This window comes from Candidatus Viridilinea mediisalina, from assembly GCF_002532535.1.
In the GTDB taxonomy this organism is placed as follows: domain Bacteria; phylum Chloroflexota; class Chloroflexia; order Chloroflexales; family Chloroflexaceae; genus Viridilinea; species Viridilinea mediisalina.
In genome coordinates this window covers 44021-61144 of record NZ_NQWI01000021.1, presented here as the reverse complement: position 1 = coordinate 61144, position 17124 = coordinate 44021, and the positions used below count along the sequence as shown (strand labels likewise).

Genomic DNA, 17124 nt, shown 5'->3' with positions numbered 1-17124 from the left:
GCTTCGCCCTCCCCGAACCCCTCCCTTTTACGACATAGTACACCTATGCCGCATCACGATCTTGCGCGGCGTTGATCAGCGGGAAGTTTGGCCCTGTGTAGAAGAGTTGCCCATTGCGCCATTCGGCGAGGCCCACGGCAGAGAGCCATGCCGCGACAGTGAAGGCGCGGCGGTGTGCGGTGCTGTCAGCGAGGGGCGCGAGGGTCTGGAGGGTTTGGGCAATGCCACGCCGATCTAGCCCGTTGGCAATGCGCATGGCAAGTACCACCGTGCGGGTGGGCTCGCGCTGGAGTAGCAGCCGACGCAGGTAGGTGCGCTGTTCCACGCGGTTGCTGCGTGCAAAACCGCGCCCAAGAATCGTCAGCGTCAACTCGTCGCCGGGCTCGCCGGTAGCTACAAGGCCCAAGATGCGGGCTGCTTGGGTATAGTATTGGCCCTGCCGAGCCACCTTCATGCCGATATATTCAGCAATAGCCTCGTTGGTGCGCCAGCCACGATCAATCGCCTCCGGTACACGCGCTACGTCCCAGAGTTGATCCGCTTGTGGAATTGTGGTGGTTGCAAGACTCATCTAGCACCCCCTGAGTGTGCCGTCGCACCCTCACGAACATGCGTTTGCTACACATAATGATAGCGCATCGTAGCGATTTGTCAAGGGGGAATTTTTGTGGTGGGGTGGGGCGGTAGCTTTGACCATGTGAGCGATTCTTCATTTGAAAATCAACCTTCACCTGCCCACTCTGCGCCGGATAGCCCGCCCAATGGCTGCATGTACACTCCCAGACATTGCCCGCCATGTCGAGCTCCCCACATGGCGCGGCACCTGCCGGGCAGCAGCCCACCGGCGCGGGCCGCCCTAGCTTACTCGCGTCGTAGATCGCCAACTCTGGCGTCGGTTCCGCTTCACCCCACGGGTAGTTGTGCCGCTGGCCTTGCGTGTCGTAGGCTGCTGCTGCCTCCCATTCCGCTTCAGAAGGCAGGCGCACAACATAGCCGCTGGACTGCATCTGCTCGCTCAACCACGCGCAGTAGGCAGTCGCCTCGTACCAGCTTACGCCGATCACCGGCTGGTTGGGGCTGTTGTAGTCCGCACCACGCCATTCCCGCGGCTCAGTGCGCTTATTCCGCTGCTTCCACTGCCAACCATTTTTTGTCCACCAGCGCTCCGCATCGGGCGCGTAGCCCACTTCAACAAAGGGGGCAAATTGAGCAACGGTGATCGGGTAGCGGGCGAGCCAGAAGGCGGGGAGGGCTATCTCTGCCGCTTGCTCATCTGCATCCCACCCGCCAATCTGGTAGCTCCCTCCACGCACGTAGCACCAGTAGCCCACGGGCTGACCAAACTCTTCGTTGCGTCGCGCCAATTCTGTCTTCCACTCCTCCAGCGTCACGGGGTAGCGCGGATCGCCCAGGTCGCCGAGCAGGAAGCCGACCCGTACCCGTTCGGCGACGGGCAGCGGTTGGGCGCGGTCGGCGAGCAGGGTGACCAGGCCGCGCCGCAGGTCGGCTTGTAGGCCCGCGACATCCACCTCCTGTTCGCGTAGGTAGCTCCAGTCACGATCATGGCCCAATTCAGCCGCGAGGATGAGGTCGCGGTACCAGCATGCATCTGTTTTGGCATGTTCCCCTTCATGGCGCATGATCAGGGTACGCAGGAGCTTCTCGACCAAGTAGGGGTTGGTGGCTTGAATGACGCCAAGCCCCAAGAAGATGGGTTCGCGCCAGCGATCCTCCTGCCGACGGGCAAGCACTTGGGCGACGGGATCGCGGCTGAGGAGCAGGTGAAGGCCTGCACAATGTTCTTGCAGTGTGAGGTGGGCGAAGACGTAGCTGCTTGGGCCATCGGCGGTCAAGAGGCCGCTGCGCTGCTCGAAGTAGCTGAGGCAGCGTTGGGCCGCGCCCCAAGCATCGGGGAGCTTGGCCTTCTCGAAGAATTCGATCAGGGCGTCGCGCACCCGTCCCCGTTCGAGCCGCCCGCGTCCGTCGTGGGAGGAACCCGCGAGATGCGCTTCGTAGGAGAGCCGGTCGAGCAGCGGGCGCAGACGCTCGCTCGTCCAGTCGGGGCAGCCAATCGCGTCGGCAAGGCTCTGCCCAGCGCGCACCTTGTCCCATTGGCCCAGCAAGAGCTCCAAGATCTCCTCGTAGAGCTTGGGCCGATCACGGGGCAGGATGCCGCGCCGAAAGAGCAGCAGGGCCATTAAAGTCAGCAGCAGCGGGGTAGCGGCGCAGCGGAAGGAGCAGGGGCAGGCGGCGGCGCTGCGCATGCCAGCCCACCAACTCCGTCTCTGGCCCACACTGATCGAGGCCACGACATGCCAAGACCCAGGCCACATGGCGCAGCAGGGTACTCTTGCCGCTACCGGGATCGCCCAAGATAACGAGGCGGGAATGATCGTGTAGCGCCTCACTCACCACCGCATGGCGTGCTGCACTATCCGGCTCGCCACTCGCAGCGTCACGCTGCCATGTCGCCACAATAGCGCGATCAGGCAGCGCATAGTCGGGGTGAAGCTTGCGTTGCAACGTCTTCTGAGCATCATTCTTTTCAAACAGAGCCGCACACGCCCGCTGATCATGAGTCACCACAGGAATCTGGCGTTGCACCGCCAGCATCACATAGACTCGCGCCAAACTGACGCCCTGCCCCTCGGCCAATGTGCCATCGAGACCGCGCAGCGGCAGGCGGCGCAACGCACCGGCCAGGGCTTCCAGGTAGCAGACAAGGCGACGGCGCTCCGGCTCGTGCGGATCGCGCTGGTAGATAATGGTACCGAGATTGACGCCAACCACAACGCCATCGATCCGCGCATCATCACTCAACGTGACACTACCCTCGGTTGTCTCTTTCACGACATCCCGCCCCGCCACATCGCCCGTTGTCACATTGCCGGTCTGTGCGCCGCGCAGATCCACGCCGGTGGAAGATGCGGCAGCCGATTGCGCCAACAGGCGTTGTTGCTCCGCTGGCGGAAGCGACTGGAAACGGGCAAGGAGATTGTCGCTCATCGTGAGATCTTTCGTGTGGAATGGCTCTGCGGAATGCAAGAGAACAGGTAAGGGAAGCAGAAATCTTCAAGTATCCCAGCAGCCTGTCATGCTGAATAGTCCATGGGCGGGCATCGTAGTGCCGACTTATGGTCTTCCAGTAAATAATCCGCTAACCAGACCTCGCAGATCTGGCATATCTATCAGGTCTAGTCCGTGCCGCGACACCGGATTAATTTCTGGAAGACCATTAGTCGGCTGAGGTCTTTGACCGCGATGGGAAGCCGACTAAAGTCGGCACTACCTAGGCGCAAACATGAACGTTCTTACGAACCTTTGCTCAGGGTGGAAAAGCAACGGGGCAATCAAAAACATCCGCCTTCCATGGGAGCGCGGGCGTCTCGCCCGCACCTATGCCATTGCGGGCGAGACGCCCGCGCTCCCAGGCGGCCAGAACGTTTGCTTCTATAGCGACGGATAGGTCTTTGGGATGCCCAGGATGGCCCTCACCCCCTACCCCCTTCGGCAAGCTCAGGGCACCGCCTCTCCCACGTTGTGGGAGAGTGGCGAAGACACCGCGGTTTTGTTGCATTCCTTTGCGCTCTTTTGCGGCAATGAATACATGTTCTGTCCGCCCATAAACGCTTGCGGGCGAGGGGGAAGGGGGGTGAGGGTGAAAGAGCGCATCTCCATCAGGACCCCCCCGCTGCATAGCTACAAGTGGAACGTGAGTGCCACGCGCCCAAACTGTACCCGTGCGCCGTCGTGGAGCGGTTTGGGCTGGTTGGGCTCTAGGCGCACGCCGTCAATGCGGCTGTAGTTGGTGCTGTTGAGGTCGCAGAGCATCCATGTGCCCTCGTTGTGCAGGATGCGGGCATGCTGACGACTCACGCCGCCCGCTTCGCCACCATATGAGGTGAGGTCTACCTCGGGGTAGATGTTGCTCACTGGGTCTTCGCGTCCAACGATGATTTCGCTTTTGTTGGTGGGCAGGTTGATGACATGGCCGCCGTCTACGACGATGAGCCGTGGGCCTGCGGCTGGGGGCGCGGCGGGCGGTGGGGGCGCGGGGGCTGCCGCTGCGGGGGCGGGGGCAGCGGGTGGCGCTGGTGTGGCCGGCGGTGCAGCAGCAGGGGCAGGGGCGACACTCACGCCCAAGGTGTTCAATTCGCCCTCGGCGCGGGCTAAGGCTTCCCGCGCATCGTCGAGGCCGGACAGTACGGCGGGGGGCGTTGCGGCACCAAAGGTGGCCTGCATCTGCTCGAATTGGGTGATGATCTGGCGCTGACGGGCGACCTCTTCCTCGAGCGCTTTGATGACGGCAGGATCAACCGCTGGGGTGCTGGGTAGCGCCGCTAGGGCACTCTGGGCTTTGGCCAACGCTTGCCGCGCTTCGTCGAGGCCGGATAGCACGGCGGGGGGCGTTGCGGCACCAAAGGTGGCCTGCATCTGCTCGAATTGGGTGATGATCTGCTCTTGGCGGGCTATCTCTGCCTCCAATTCGCTGCGCTCTGGGCCTGCGTCGGCTGGCGCGGGGGGCGGTGGTGCAACCGGATCGGGCGCGGGGGCCGCTTCAGCCACAGGTGCAGGCGCAGGTGGCTCTGGTTCGGGCATGGCCACGGGGGGCGGGGGCGGCGCTACAGGCTCTGGCGCAGGCGTCTCTGGCTCTGGCACTGGCTCTGGCACGGGTGCGGCAGCCGGGGGCGCAATGATGGTGGCGGCGTCGTGTTCATCCACTGGCGCGGGGGCCGGCGGGGCTGGCTCCGGTGCGGGCGCAGGCGCTGGTGGCTCTGGCGCTGGCGCGGGGGCGGCAGCCGGGGGCGCGATGATGGTGGCGGCGTCGTGTTCATCCACCGGCGCAGGGGCGGGCGGGGCTGGCTCCGGCACAGGGGCGGGCGGGGCTGGCTCCGGCTCTGGCGCGGGGGCAGCCGCCGGGGGCGCAATGATGGTGGCGGCGTCGTGTTCATCCACTGGCGCGGGGCTGGCCGGGGCAGCCGCTGGGGCAGCCTCTAGATCGGCGCCGCAGTTGTCGCAGAAGCGTTCGCCGGGCAGCACCGCCGCCCCGCACGACCAACAGGTGCCATTGGCGGCACTCGCTATCGGTGCGGTTGGCGTGGGTACTGCGGGTGGGCTTGCCACCGGCATCGGGGCTAAGGCCGAACTGAGATCGGCACCACAGTTGTCGCAAAAGGCTTCGCCGGGCAGCACCGTGGCTCCGCAAGCGGGACAGAGCGGCGCGGCGGCGGTGGGCATATCGGCGGGTGCGACTGGGCTAGGTGGTGGATTTTGGGCCTGCAAACGGGTACCACACTGGTCGCAGAAGCGGTTGCCTGGATCATTCTGGGCACCGCAGGTGGGACAAGCTATCATACGTGGTGCATCCTCTCTATGTGGTGGGTTATACCATTTACAATTGTAGATTGCAGATTGCAGATTGCAGATTGCAGATTGCCGAACATGGCGTCCCAATGGGCGTTAGCGTTCTTGATCATGCGGCATGTTCAAGGGTAATTGGTATTACTCTTCGAGCTTCTGCGTTAAACGACGGGTAGCGTAACGGATCTCTTTCTGCGTCTCGGCACTCATGCCACTGCCTTGTTCAAGTTGGTCGGCTTGGAGTTGCGTGGTCTTGGCCAACTCCAGTTCACCCATATCGAGCAGGCGGGTAGCAGCGGCACGCAATTTCTGCGTCGCACCCGCAGTATTGCCCAGTTCCACATCGGCCAAAGCGCGGGTCTGGAGCTTGAAGGCGGTCACCCGTTCAACCAGATTCATCACCCGTGGGCTGAAGGCGGGCGCTGCGGGATCGCTGCTGAAGGCGAGTAGGACATCCTGTTTCAGCACTTCTTCTTGGGTCTGGCCGACGGGCGTGAAGTGCAACTCGGCCTGGGCTATGCGGAAGGAGCCAACCACACGCGGCGGGATCATGAGTTCAACCACCAGGCTGTTGGTCTGGCCAAAGACCAGATCGCCCAGGCGCACGGCAACTTCGTTTTCGCCAATGGGCTGGTAGCCAAGATTGGCAATCGTGGGGGTGGCCCGATGGACCGCCCGTGGGGTCGCCTCGCGCACAAGGCGCAGCAGTAGGCGGGCAGAGGTGGCAGCGGTACCTTGGGCGTCCTGCACGGTACGCTGGAAGAAGGTGGTAATCTGGTCGGCCTCGGCAATATAATCGGAACTACCGCCGGTCGCCTCGGCGAGATCATCGAGCAACTTTTCGTTCCATTCAGCCCCCAGGCCCAAAGCGGTAATCCGCACCCCGGCGGTACCGAGGTCGCGGGCAATGGAACGGCAAAGCTCCTCATCGCCCCAGGTCTGGCCATCGGTCAGCAGCAGCATCTGGCTGAGCCGTTCGGTACCAGCATATTTTTGCAACTCCGCTTGACCCGCCTGCATACCAAGCGACATCGCCGTGCCGCCGAGTTCCGTAATTGTATCAACGGCAGCCAAGAGGGCCGCCTTGTCTTTTGCCGGGGTTGCGGGCACCAAGGTCTGCACGGTATCATCAAAGATCACCAGCGAGACCACATCATCTGGCGTAAGCGTCTCGATTAGGCGACGGGTTGCCGCCTTCATGCTGGTGAGCTTGGCACCCTGCATGGAACCGGAGCGATCAAGTACGAGGCAGAAGTTGAGCGGCAGGGCCACTGCTGGCGGCGTGGCTGGCATCGCCTCAACCAGCAGGTAGCCAACCTGGGGTGTGCCTGTAACTGGTAGGGGTTCGCGTCCCCAGGTACAGGTGAGTTTCACGGCGTCGGGCATATGTTTTACTCCTTGTTTTGGGAGAGAGACGAAGGCACCGCTGTTTTGGTGCGTTCCTTTGCGGTTTTGAAACCATTCCTAAGAGGCTGTCTGAAAAGTCTATGGTTTGGTGTTGGAGTGCCGGCTTTAGCCGGCTAAAGCCGGCACTCCAGCGTGTGCCTCCTAGCTTTTCAGACAGCTTCTAAGATTCTTTCCGAAATCATCACCTACACGATCATCATCATGGTGGCACAACACAAAAAGGTCGTAAAGACGCCTGCCGCAATGCCTACGGCTGCATTCTGCTTACTCTGCGGGGTGGATTGGGGTTTGAAGAGGCTGATCATGGCAAAGACCGCCGCAGTTGGTCCGAGGATCAATGGGGGCATGCCAAGCAGAAGCCCAAAGCCTGCTAAGGCACTATCATCACCACCAGATAATTCACCTAGCAAAACCATAGCCATTGCAAGCACCATCCATCCCATGCTGATCACTCCCATCCAGAAGGCGATGCGTGAGGTGCTGATGCCTCCTTCTGGTGCTGGTGCGGGCGACGCTGCGGGTGTTGGTATTTCGACGCTGGGGTTGGGGTTAAGGTTGCCACTGGTGCGTAAGGCTTCGCGTAAGGCCGGGATGTCGGCGAAGCGCTGGGCGCGGTCGTTGTGCATGGCCCGCTCTAGAACCTCTGAGAGGGCAGTGGGCACGGCGGGGTTGAGTTGGGCCGCCGCTGGGATGCGGAAGGGTGTGTTGCTTGGGTCGTAGCCGGTCAAGAGTTGGTGGATCACCACGGCGAGGCTATAGATGTCGGAACGCTGGTCGGTTTGGCCGCGCCCGTACTGTTCGGGCGCACTGTAGCCCATGGTGCCAAAGGCTTGCGTATCGGCGGCTTGGCCCGGCTTGAAGAGGCGCGCAATCCCAAAGTCAATCAGCTTAAGTTGGCCCGTGGGCGTGAGCATGATGTTGGAGGGCTTGAGGTCGCGGAAGATGATCGGCGGGCGCTGGCTGTGGAGGTAGTGCAATACCTCGCAGAGTTGTTCCACCCAGGCGAACACTTCGGGCAGCGGACGGGGCAACCCTTCACGCTGAATGAAGCTTTGTAGGCTCTCCCCTTCAACCAACTCCATCACGAGGTAGCTCTTGCCATCCTCGGTGAAGTGGTCGGTTACGCGGGGCAGGTTGGGATGCTTGAGGCTGGCCAAGAGTTCCGCTTCGCGCCGGAAGGCTTCGGAGGCTTGCTGACGCTCTTGGGGATCAGTGATCAGCGCGTCGGTTAGCTCCTTCACCGCCCAGCGCACCGTACTCAGGCGCCGATCACTGGCCTGAAAGACAGCGCCCATGCCCCCTTGGCCCAGCTTTTGGGTGAGCTCGTAGCGATTCTGGAGTATCGCCAGGGTTGGCGCGGTAATCCGTGCGCCACATTCTGGGCAGAAGGCAATCCCTTCCGCCACCGGATTGGTGCAGTTTGGACAAGGATTCATGCGAATTTAACCAGAATTACGGCGATATTATCTTCACCACCAGCCTGATTGGCCGCTGCAACTAGGATTTCACAGGCGCTCTGAGGATCCTCCTCACGCACCATGATGCGTTCCATCTCAGGGTCGCGGGTCATCTCCCACTGGCCATCAGAGCAGATCATCAGCAGATCACCGGGTTGCACCCGTTCGCTAAAGACATCCACCTCGACCTCGGCGCGGTCGCCAAGTGAGCGCAGGATGGCGTTGCGCTGGGGGTGGGAATACATGTCATCGAGGCTAATCTGGCCCAAGTCAACCAGCCGCTGTACCAAGGAGTGGTCTTTGGTAATGCGTTGCAACTTGCCATCGCGGCAGATATAGCCCCGGCTGTCGCCGACATTCCCAATAATGGCGCGATCACCAATCACCAGCGCCATTGTCATGGTCGCGCCCATATCATTGCCCTGATTGCGGCTCTCGGTGACAATTGCATCATTGGCGCGCAGCACCGCCTTACGCACGATCTCTTGCGCGGCCTGTTGATTGAAGGGCACATCGGGTTGCATTGCTTGAATAAGATACTCGTGCATCAGCAATTCAGCGGTAGCACGCACAGCGATACCACTGGCAACTTCGCCGGCGGCGTGGCCACCCATACCATCGGAGACGATATAGATACCCCAGTGTTGCAGGTAGCTACTATTGTTGAGGCCAAGCTGTAGGGTCAGGAAGCTATCCTCGTTGTGATCACGCACAATCCCAGTATCGGTATAGGCCCCCACAATATGGCGCAGAGCCAACGGTTCGGTGCGATCAGCCAAGATCGCACGCAGGCGCGTGCTAATTGCATCGGCACTGGCCAATTCAGCGGTACGAATCTGGCGTAGTACCACCAGCAGACCATCATCGCTGGCACTGATCGCTTGGTGCGCTTCATCTTCGGTGAGCCGTTGGGTGGTGCGGGGGGTTTCGGTGAGTTGTTCGAGCAATTCGGCTAGGGCGGTGAGATCGGACTGCACCGCGGCAGCGCGCTCCTCTGCGCTAAAGCGGCGCAGATTGGGTACGCTACGCAGGCGCACGCCCCCCGGTGCAGCCTCGAGGTCAGCCGGGGTTACACTGCCCAAGGCGATTTCACTCTGGTGCAAGACATCTACGAGTTGCGCGAGGGTCGCCCCAACCATCAGGGCCGTCGTTTCATCCAAAGGCGGTTCCAGAGCAGGGCGGCCACTATCGTGCAACAGGGTCAAAACCTGCGCTTCCTCCTGCATCTGTTCAGCAATCTGGGGCAGCACCTCACGGGCCGCCTCATCAGTCAGCGTCGCCACCAGGGCCGCCCCCGTGAGGCTTGCCGTGGGACAAATCGTAGCCTGGTACTCGCGTTCAGTCAGGGCGGCACCACAATCATTACAGAAGGTATCCCCAGACTCATTGGCCGACGAGCCACAGGCCCAACAGCGCCGCCAGGGTTGCGTATCAACCACCGTCAAAACGCCCTCGTGGTCACCCTCAGGCAACGCAAAGCGCCCGGCAAAGAGGGGCGGAGTAGGCTGATGATCCATAGATATTTCCTCCTCCGGCAGACTAGGCAACGGCCCGGTCTTGCCGGTGCTAGGCACAGGTGCGCTCGCGTCAGCAGCGCACAAATTGGCAGCCAGCCACTGCTGGTCCTCCTCACTGGGGCGGGGGGCCGTTAGTGGCGCAGCACAGTTGTAACAAAAACGGGCACTGGCGCGGTTCTCTTCGCCGCAGAGCGTACAGATGGGCATGATCGATTCCTCTGCCTTATACCCGAGCAATCACTATAGTAATATTGTCGGAGCCTCCCCGTTGATTGGCCAGCGCAATCAGCCGCTCACAGGCGCGGTCGGCACTGGCTTCGGCCAGGAGCACTGCGGCCAACTCCTCATCCTCAACATAGCCGGTCAGCCCGTCGGAGCAGAGCAGCAGTTGATCGCCGGGGGCCAACGCTTGGCTCAGGGTATCAACTTCAACCCTAGCATCGCTGCCGAGCGAACGATATACAACATTGCGTTGGGGATGGCTACGCGCTTGGGCGGGCGTAAGTTGACCAATATCCACCAGCCGCGCCACCAAGCTATGGTCACTGGTCAAGGGATTCCATGTGCGCCCCTCATCAGTCAGCCCTTGGGCATTGATAAGGTAGGCACGGCTATCACCGACGTGGGCAATATGGGCGCGACCATCCACAATCACTGCGGCGGTGAGCGTGGTTCCTATCCCGCCCTGCTGCCCATAGTGCTGCCCGTGGCTATAGATCTGCTGATTGGCACTCGTCACCGCCTGGGTGAGCAGTGCGTGCCATGTCGCATCATCGTCGTTCTTGGGCACCCCACTACTCAAAGCGTTCGTCAGGGTCTGTTTGAGGCCATCGCGGGCGAGGGCGGAGGCGACTTCACCGGCTTGGTGGCCACCCATTCCGTCGGCAACGAGCAACAGGATGCCGACGGTGCCATCGCTGCGGGCAAACTCACCCGCGTAGAAGGTGTCTTCATTGAGTTCACGCACGCGGCCCACGTCGCTGCGCCCCGCGATCTTGATATTCAGCGACGGCGGCTTGCTCGGAGCGGAGCGCAGGCCAGCCTGTAGCGGGGCGCCACAGGCGATACAATATTTGGCAAACTCGCGGTTACCACGGCCACAGCGGGCACATGCGTGGGGCGCAACGCGCTGCGGCGGCAAATCGGCGCTAATGCGGACGGTTTCGCGCCCCTGCGCGATCTGGGTAGCCAGACTATCAAGAATCTGCGAGAGCTCCTTGATGGCGATAGCCGCCCGTTGACGGGCCACCCCTTCTTCCGATTCGAGCCGTCGCCGCCAGTAGAGTACGCCCGACTCAACGACTGCCAGCAACTCACGCAGGCTCAAGGTATCTGCGGAAGGATGGAGGCGACGGCTGCCGGTCAGGGCAATCTTCTCGGCATGGTCAGCCACCGCCGCACCGCAACGTGTGCAAAAGCGCACACCCGCCGTGAGCAAGGTACCACAAGTTCCACAGGCTTGAACACCCTCTTCGGTCAAGGGGACACCCCCTAGCTTTGACCAACCCCGGAGGCAGTTTGGTCATAGCCACCTGTTATACTAAAAGCCAAGTGAATTATAGCATGGAGCATAGGGGATGGGAGTGAGAGATACAGAGTTATTTACCACAGAGGCACAGAGAACACAGAGGTTTTGAGGTTGGGAGGGCGAGCAACCTTCGTTGTGTTCACCCCTAGAACAGCTCTGTTATAACCTCTCTGTGTCCTCTGTGCCTCTGTGGTGAACAACTCTGTACCTCTTCTGTACCTCTGCAAAACGCTACCTGAAAACATCTTCCAGCTCTCAGCTCTTGCTACCACGAGGAGGCTGCCCCATGTCGTCAAACCTGCCCAATTGCGCCCACTGCCAAGCGCCCCTTGCCCGTGCGGGGGCTCGTTTCTGCCCATCGTGTGGTCGTGAGCAACCTACGCGTGTGCAGAGTGCCGGTGCTGCACCGCCTACGGTTGGTTTGGGGCCAACCCTACAGGTGCAGGAAGAGGGCCAGATGCAGATTGTGGCCCTTGGTCCTAAGCCGGTGAGCTTGGGGCGTGCTGCCGATAATGATCTCGTACTCAGTTCACGCTTTGTGAGTGGTCACCATGCCCGCATCGAACCGACGGGTCAAGGCCACCGCATTGTGGATGTTGGCTCGACCAATGGGATGCTGTTTGCCGGACAGCGCATCGGCAACCATGAGTTGGCTGATGGCGATGCGATCCGCATTGGCGACCCCGCGACCGGCAGTTTTGTGACGTTGACCTACCGCAACCCGATGGTGGCGCGGACGCCCCAGGCGGGCCAGGTTTCGCACCGTTATGAACTTGACCCCAACGATCCCCAGATTACGATTGGGCGCGTTGGTTGCGATATTACCCTCGATAATCCCCAGGTTTCCCGCTTTCATGCCCAGATTGACCGTACTCCCGCTGGTTTGTTACTGCGTGATGCTGGTTCTAGCAACGGAACCTTCGTCAATGGCCAACGGCTCACCAGTACCCACCCGCTCAAGCCGGGCGATGTGATCCAGATTGGGGCCTTTAAGTTTGTCTATAGTCCGGGCGTGCTGGCCGAGTATGACCAGCGGGGCGCGATGCGGATTGACGCGCACGCGATTTCGCGCACGGTACGCAAGGGCAGCCAGAGCCTCACGATCCTGCAAGAGGTCTCGATGGGGATTGCCCCGCGCGAGTTTGTGGCGCTGGTGGGTGGTTCGGGCACGGGCAAGAGTACGCTGATGAAGGCGCTCTGTGGCTATGCTCCCGCCAACGGTGGGCGCGTGCTGGTCAATGGCGACGACTTCTACCGCAATTTTGCCAGTTACCGCGACCTCTTGGGCTATGTGCCCCAAGACGACATCCTGCACCAGACCCTGCCGGTAGATCGGGCCTTGCGCTATGCGGCGCGCCTGCGCCTACCCGCCGATACCGCGTCGAGCGAATTGGGTGATCGGGTCAACCGCGTGCTGGACGATGTAGAGATGGGCGCCCACCGTACCAAGATGATCGAGAGCCTCTCTGGGGGCCAGCGCAAGCGCGTCAGCATCGGCGCCGAACTCTTGGCCGATCCGAGCCTCTTCTTCCTTGACGAGCCCACCAGCGGGCTTGATCCTGGTCTCGAAAAGAAGATGATGTATACCCTGCGCCAATTGGCCGACAGTGGGCGCACGGTGGTGTTAGTAACCCATGCGACCGCCAATATTACCGTGTGCGACCATGTGGTCTTTATGGCTGCCGGGCGCATGGTCTACTTCGGGCCTCCGACAGAAGCATTAGGCTTCTTCAACGTCACCAGTGGCGACTTTGCAGACATCTACACGCGCCTAGAGGGGCCGGGTGAGGCGAATAATCCGATTGTACAGCGCGAGTTGCAGGCGGAATACGCGGAGTGGCAACAGGCCAATCCACAGGCCCAAGGCCCGCCTACCTTGGCCGAGTTGTGGGAGCGCAAATACCGCAAGAGCCCGCAATATCGGCGCTACGTGGCAGAACGCTTGGCCGAGACCCCGCCCGGCCCGGTGGTGCGTGGCAACGACACCAGCGCCAGTGTACGTAAAGATTCGCCCATCCGCCAATTCATCCTGCTCACGCGCCGCTACCTCGACCTAACCCTCCAGGATCGGCGCAACCTGATGATCTTGCTCTTCCAAGCGCCCTTGATTGCGCTGCTATTGCTGCTGGTGGCCCGCAGCGACGCCCTAACAGGCGCCCAGGCCGCCGACCTGATCCAGCGCGGCGAGGCCAAAAAAGTGCTCTTCATGTTGGCCACCGTCAGCGTCTGGTTTGGGATTATCAACTCTGCCCGCGAGATCGTCAAAGAGGAGGCGATCTACCAACGCGAACGGCTTGTGAACCTGCGGATCGTCCCCTACATAGGCTCAAAGGTGACCGTACTGAGCCTCCTGATTTTGGTACAAACCTTGCTGATGCTTGGCGTCGTAGCGCTCCGCATTGACTTCTTCGCCGACACAGGCTTGCTCTTCTCACCCTTTGTCGAGACCTTCATCACCCTGATGCTCACCTCATTTGCAGGCATGGCCTTGGGACTTGTAATTAGTGCCTTCTCGGCCAGTGGTGACCGAGCGATCAGCATTGTGCCCTTGGCCCTGATTCCACAAATCCTCTTTGCGGGTCTGATCTTCAACATTGAAGGCTTTGCCACGCCACTCTCATGGCTCACCATCAGCCGTTGGGCCATGGATGCGCTCGGTACCAGCTTCGATCTCAACAGCCTCTGCAACATGCCCAACTTGGACAACCGTGGCAGCGTGCCGCCGGGCTGCACCCCCGCCTTTCTCAGTAGCGAAGACTCCTTCACCTACACCGCAGGCCATCTCTTGAGCCGTTGGACCGCGCTGATTGCCTTTAGTGTCGCATGCCTTGGCTTAACCGGCTGGGGTTTGAAGAAGCGCGATCGTGTCTTATAGGTAAAAATTTGCTAAAAAACCCTTTGCAATGATCGCCTAGCATCTTACGAAAATACCATAGGGACGCGAAAAAAATCACTAAGTCAAGCTGTGCAATTCCTTGACTTGGTGATTCTTTTTGGCGTATAATACAAAATCGGCAAATTTTTGTACCTGTGGATTGACGGCAAAGCCGGACATGAGAAAGTGATCTCCTATGTCACTCGGGCAAAAGATCGGACGGTTGCGCCAAGAGCGCGGCCTTACGCTACAAGAGGTCTCTGAAGGATCGGGGCTTACCCCTTCGTTTCTAAGTCGGCTAGAGCGCGACAAGGTGAATATTTCGGTAGCAAATCTGCGTAAACTAGCGCAGTTTTTTAGTATACAAATGACCCATTTTTTCGAGGGTGAAGATAGTCAGCAAATCGGCCAGACGGTACGCCCGCACGAACGGGTACGGCTGAGTCTCGATGACGCGCCGGTGCAAGTCTTCTCATTGTTGCCACCCAACGGCGACCTGGAAGCACGTCTGATCGAAGCGATCCCCGGCAGTGGGCAGCAGGGCTTCTCCAGTCGTGGCGGCCAGATGCTGCTCGTCCTCGAAGGCTCATTGCGCTACCAACTGGGCGATGAGGAGTATGAACTGCACAGTGGTGACACCCTCTTCTACCGTGATGACGTAGCCCATAGTTGGGTCAACAGCGGCACTCAGCAGGCGAAGGTGCTGACGATTAGTGTCTTGAGTGGTCGTGAATAATCTGAGAATTTGTGTTAGCGCGAAGAAGTCTTGGGTTCGTAGACGAGGCGTCGCGGTGGCTGAGCATGTCGAAGCCACCGCGACGCGGCCTAGAACTTCTTCGCGATCCTTACCTAAGCACAGGAGGTCAATTATGACGACAACCTTAGACACCGTCCAACAACTTGCAACGGAACTTACGCCTTTGGAGCAGATACAACTCATCGCCTATCTAACTGAGCGCATTGCGCCAGCACTTCGCACCACAGAGTTACCCAAAGCTGCACTGTCATCGACGGACTCTTGGGCAAAACTGGAGGCTTTTTGGCAAAGCATCGAAGCACTTGGCCCTGCTGCTCCAAGCGTCACAAACCAACTATTGGATGATCGGCAACAACGCCAAGCGATGATCGAAGGAAGATGAACATCGTGTTCGTTTATCCAACGTTTTAAGGGAAGCGGATGTTGTTGATTGCCCCGTTGCTTTGCCACCCTGAGCGAAGGTTCGTAGGAACGTTCATGTGTGCGCCGTAGGTAGTGCCGACGTTAGTCGGCTTCCCATCGATGGCAAAGACCTCAGCCGACTAACGTCGGCACTACGATGCCTGTCGGCTTCCCATCGATGGCAAAGACCTCAGCCGACTAACGTCGGCACTACGATGCCTGTCGGCTTCTCATCGATGGCAAAGACCTCAGCCGACTAACGTCGGCACTACGATGCCCGCCCATAATGTACTATTCAGCATGACAGGCTGCTGGGATACTTAAAAATTCCTGCTTCCTGCTTCCTGCTTCCTGCTTCCCCGTTTCTATACCCTTGCCATAGAAGTGGTACAATACCCTTGCTATGTCACCTACCCTTGTCTATGTGCTGCTGTTTGTGGCGCTTGTGCTGCCTGTGTTGGCTGCGATCCTGCTGCGCCTCGTGAAGGTTCAGGTGGGAGAACGTGGGCTGATTGTTGGTTCGGGGCTGGTCTTTGCCCTTGCGATTGCGGGTGCCCTTGTGCTTGCACGGGCTGAGGTTGAGATGCTGCGTATCGGCGATTTTACGCTGCTGTTGCCTAGTACGCGCCGCGCCGATAGCTTTACTCGCCCGCCCGCTGAGTTTGTGCCTCCCCTTGGCCCCGATGGCCAAGCGGTCACGCCGATCCCGATTCCAACGCTGACCCCGCGCCCTTCGGCGACGCCGAGCCCTAGTCCAACCCCTGAACCTACGCCGGAGCCGACTGCGACTCCGGAGCCGGAACCGGAGCCAGAGCCGGAACCAGAGCCAGAGCCAGAACCAGAGCCGGAACCAGAACCGGCGCCAGAGCCGGAACCAGAACCGGAGCCCGCTCCGCCCGCCGAGCCGCAACGCTATACGGTGCAGCCAGGCGATACCTTCCGCTCAATTGCGGAACGCTTTGGCGTGAGTGTCGCCGCATTGCTTGAAGCAAATAATCTCACCCCCGCGCAGGCCGATAGTCTGCGGGTGGGGCAAGAATTGGTGATTCCATGACAACCATCCATACTGTTGAGCGTAAACCGCGTGAGGCTAGTGAGCGCCCGCCGCTGCTGTTGTTGCTGCACGGCTATGGGGCGAATGAACACGACCTCTTCGATCTTGCCGACTATTTTGCCCCTGAGCTGTATGTGGTCAGCGCCCGCGCCCCCTTGGCCCTGCCCTGGGGTGGTTTCGCTTGGTACCACCTTGGTGGTGTGCCGGGACGCCTCATTCCCGATAAGCCCTCGCGCGCAGCCGCACTCGAATTGGTCGAACGCTTCATCCCTAGTCTACCTGAACGCCTCGGTACCGACCCGCAACGTACCTATGTGCTGGGCTTTAGCCAAGGGGCGATCATGAGCCTTGCTTTTGCCATGCGCCGCCCCGATACCGTTGCTGGCATTATGGCGCTTAGTGGCTACCTCGATCCCGAACTGACCCCCAGCGACCTGCCCGCTGCACTTGATGGCCTGCCGATCATCCAGATGCACGGCACCTACGATGATGTCATTCCGGTGAGCGCAGCCCATATGACCCGCGACGCACTGGAGAAGCTGCCGGTGCAGCATGTCTACCACGAGTACCCCATTGGCCACGGTATTCACCCCGAAGGCGTGCGCGTACTGCAAGCATGGATGGCTGAACGGGCGTAGAGGTTCATGGGTGGGTAGCATATTTGCTCCTGAAGCCGCAGATAGGGCTTGGGGATGCCCTAGATGGCCCTCACCCCCTACTCCTCTCCCACAACGTGGGAGAGGGGCGAAGGCACCGCAGTGTTGTT

General features: G+C 60.4%; 13 protein-coding genes. 5 read left to right on the top strand and 8 right to left on the bottom strand.

Annotation, left to right across the window (positions count from 1 at the left end):
- Window positions 1-43 precede the first annotated feature (43 nt).
- The 8 genes from CJ255_RS07070 to CJ255_RS07035 all read right to left on the bottom strand — a co-directional run bounded on the left by CJ255_RS07070 (window position 44) and on the right by CJ255_RS07035 (window position 11222).
- Window positions 44-571 (bottom strand): DUF7226 domain-containing protein, encoded by a 528-nt coding sequence (locus CJ255_RS07070; protein ID WP_097643383.1) that lies wholly within the window; start codon window positions 569-571, stop codon window positions 44-46.
- On the bottom strand, window positions 498-2264 hold the full coding sequence (locus tag CJ255_RS07065) for an SUMF1/EgtB/PvdO family nonheme iron enzyme (RefSeq protein WP_165774600.1): 1767 nt from the start codon (window positions 2262-2264) through the stop codon (window positions 498-500). The genes CJ255_RS07070 and CJ255_RS07065 overlap by 74 nt, the downstream gene beginning before the upstream one ends.
- Entirely contained in the window at window positions 2158-3006 is an 849-nt protein-coding gene (locus CJ255_RS23415; RefSeq protein WP_165774599.1) for a hypothetical protein, read from the bottom strand. The genes CJ255_RS07065 and CJ255_RS23415 overlap by 107 nt, the downstream gene beginning before the upstream one ends.
- A 693-nt stretch (window positions 3007-3699) precedes the next feature.
- Window positions 3700-5355 (bottom strand): double zinc ribbon and FHA domain-containing protein, encoded by a 1656-nt coding sequence (locus CJ255_RS07055; RefSeq protein WP_097643380.1) that lies wholly within the window; start codon window positions 5353-5355, stop codon window positions 3700-3702.
- Window positions 5356-5502: 147 nt separating this feature from the next.
- Window positions 5503-6747 (bottom strand): vWA domain-containing protein, encoded by a 1245-nt coding sequence (locus CJ255_RS07050; RefSeq protein WP_097643379.1) that lies wholly within the window; start codon window positions 6745-6747, stop codon window positions 5503-5505.
- A gap of 206 nt (window positions 6748-6953) precedes the next feature.
- Window positions 6954-8204 carry a serine/threonine-protein kinase gene (locus tag CJ255_RS07045; RefSeq protein ID WP_097643378.1) on the bottom strand — a complete coding sequence of 417 codons (1251 nt, stop codon included), beginning with the start codon at window positions 8202-8204 and terminating at the stop codon, window positions 6954-6956.
- Window positions 8201-9949, bottom strand: a complete 1749-nt coding sequence (locus CJ255_RS07040) for a Stp1/IreP family PP2C-type Ser/Thr phosphatase (RefSeq protein WP_097643377.1) — start codon at window positions 9947-9949, stop codon at window positions 8201-8203. The genes CJ255_RS07045 and CJ255_RS07040 overlap by 4 nt, the downstream gene beginning before the upstream one ends.
- Window positions 9950-9965: 16 nt before the next feature.
- Window positions 9966-11222, bottom strand: coding sequence for a Stp1/IreP family PP2C-type Ser/Thr phosphatase (locus CJ255_RS07035; RefSeq protein WP_245863234.1), 1257 nt, complete (start codon window positions 11220-11222; stop codon window positions 9966-9968).
- A 334-nt stretch (window positions 11223-11556) separates the two neighbouring features.
- Here CJ255_RS07035 and CJ255_RS07030 point away from each other — a divergent pair, with 334 nt between their 5' ends.
- The 5 genes from CJ255_RS07030 to CJ255_RS07010 all read left to right on the top strand — a co-directional run bounded on the left by CJ255_RS07030 (window position 11557) and on the right by CJ255_RS07010 (window position 16996).
- Entirely contained in the window at window positions 11557-14145 is a 2589-nt protein-coding gene (locus CJ255_RS07030; protein WP_097643376.1) for an FHA domain-containing protein, read from the top strand.
- Window positions 14146-14341: 196 nt separating this feature from the next.
- Entirely contained in the window at window positions 14342-14881 is a 540-nt protein-coding gene (locus CJ255_RS07025; protein ID WP_097643375.1) for a helix-turn-helix domain-containing protein, read from the top strand.
- A gap of 133 nt (window positions 14882-15014) precedes the next feature.
- Window positions 15015-15284: a hypothetical protein gene (locus tag CJ255_RS07020; protein WP_097643374.1), complete on the top strand. Its 270-nt coding sequence runs from the start codon at window positions 15015-15017 to the stop codon at window positions 15282-15284.
- Window positions 15285-15707: 423 nt separating this feature from the next.
- Window positions 15708-16358 carry a LysM peptidoglycan-binding domain-containing protein gene (locus CJ255_RS07015; RefSeq protein ID WP_097643373.1) on the top strand — a complete coding sequence of 217 codons (651 nt, stop codon included), beginning with the start codon at window positions 15708-15710 and terminating at the stop codon, window positions 16356-16358.
- Window positions 16355-16996: an alpha/beta hydrolase gene (locus CJ255_RS07010; protein WP_097643372.1), complete on the top strand. Its 642-nt coding sequence runs from the start codon at window positions 16355-16357 to the stop codon at window positions 16994-16996. Before CJ255_RS07015 ends, CJ255_RS07010 begins: the two co-directional genes overlap by 4 nt.
- The last annotated feature ends 128 nt before the right edge of the window (window positions 16997-17124 follow it).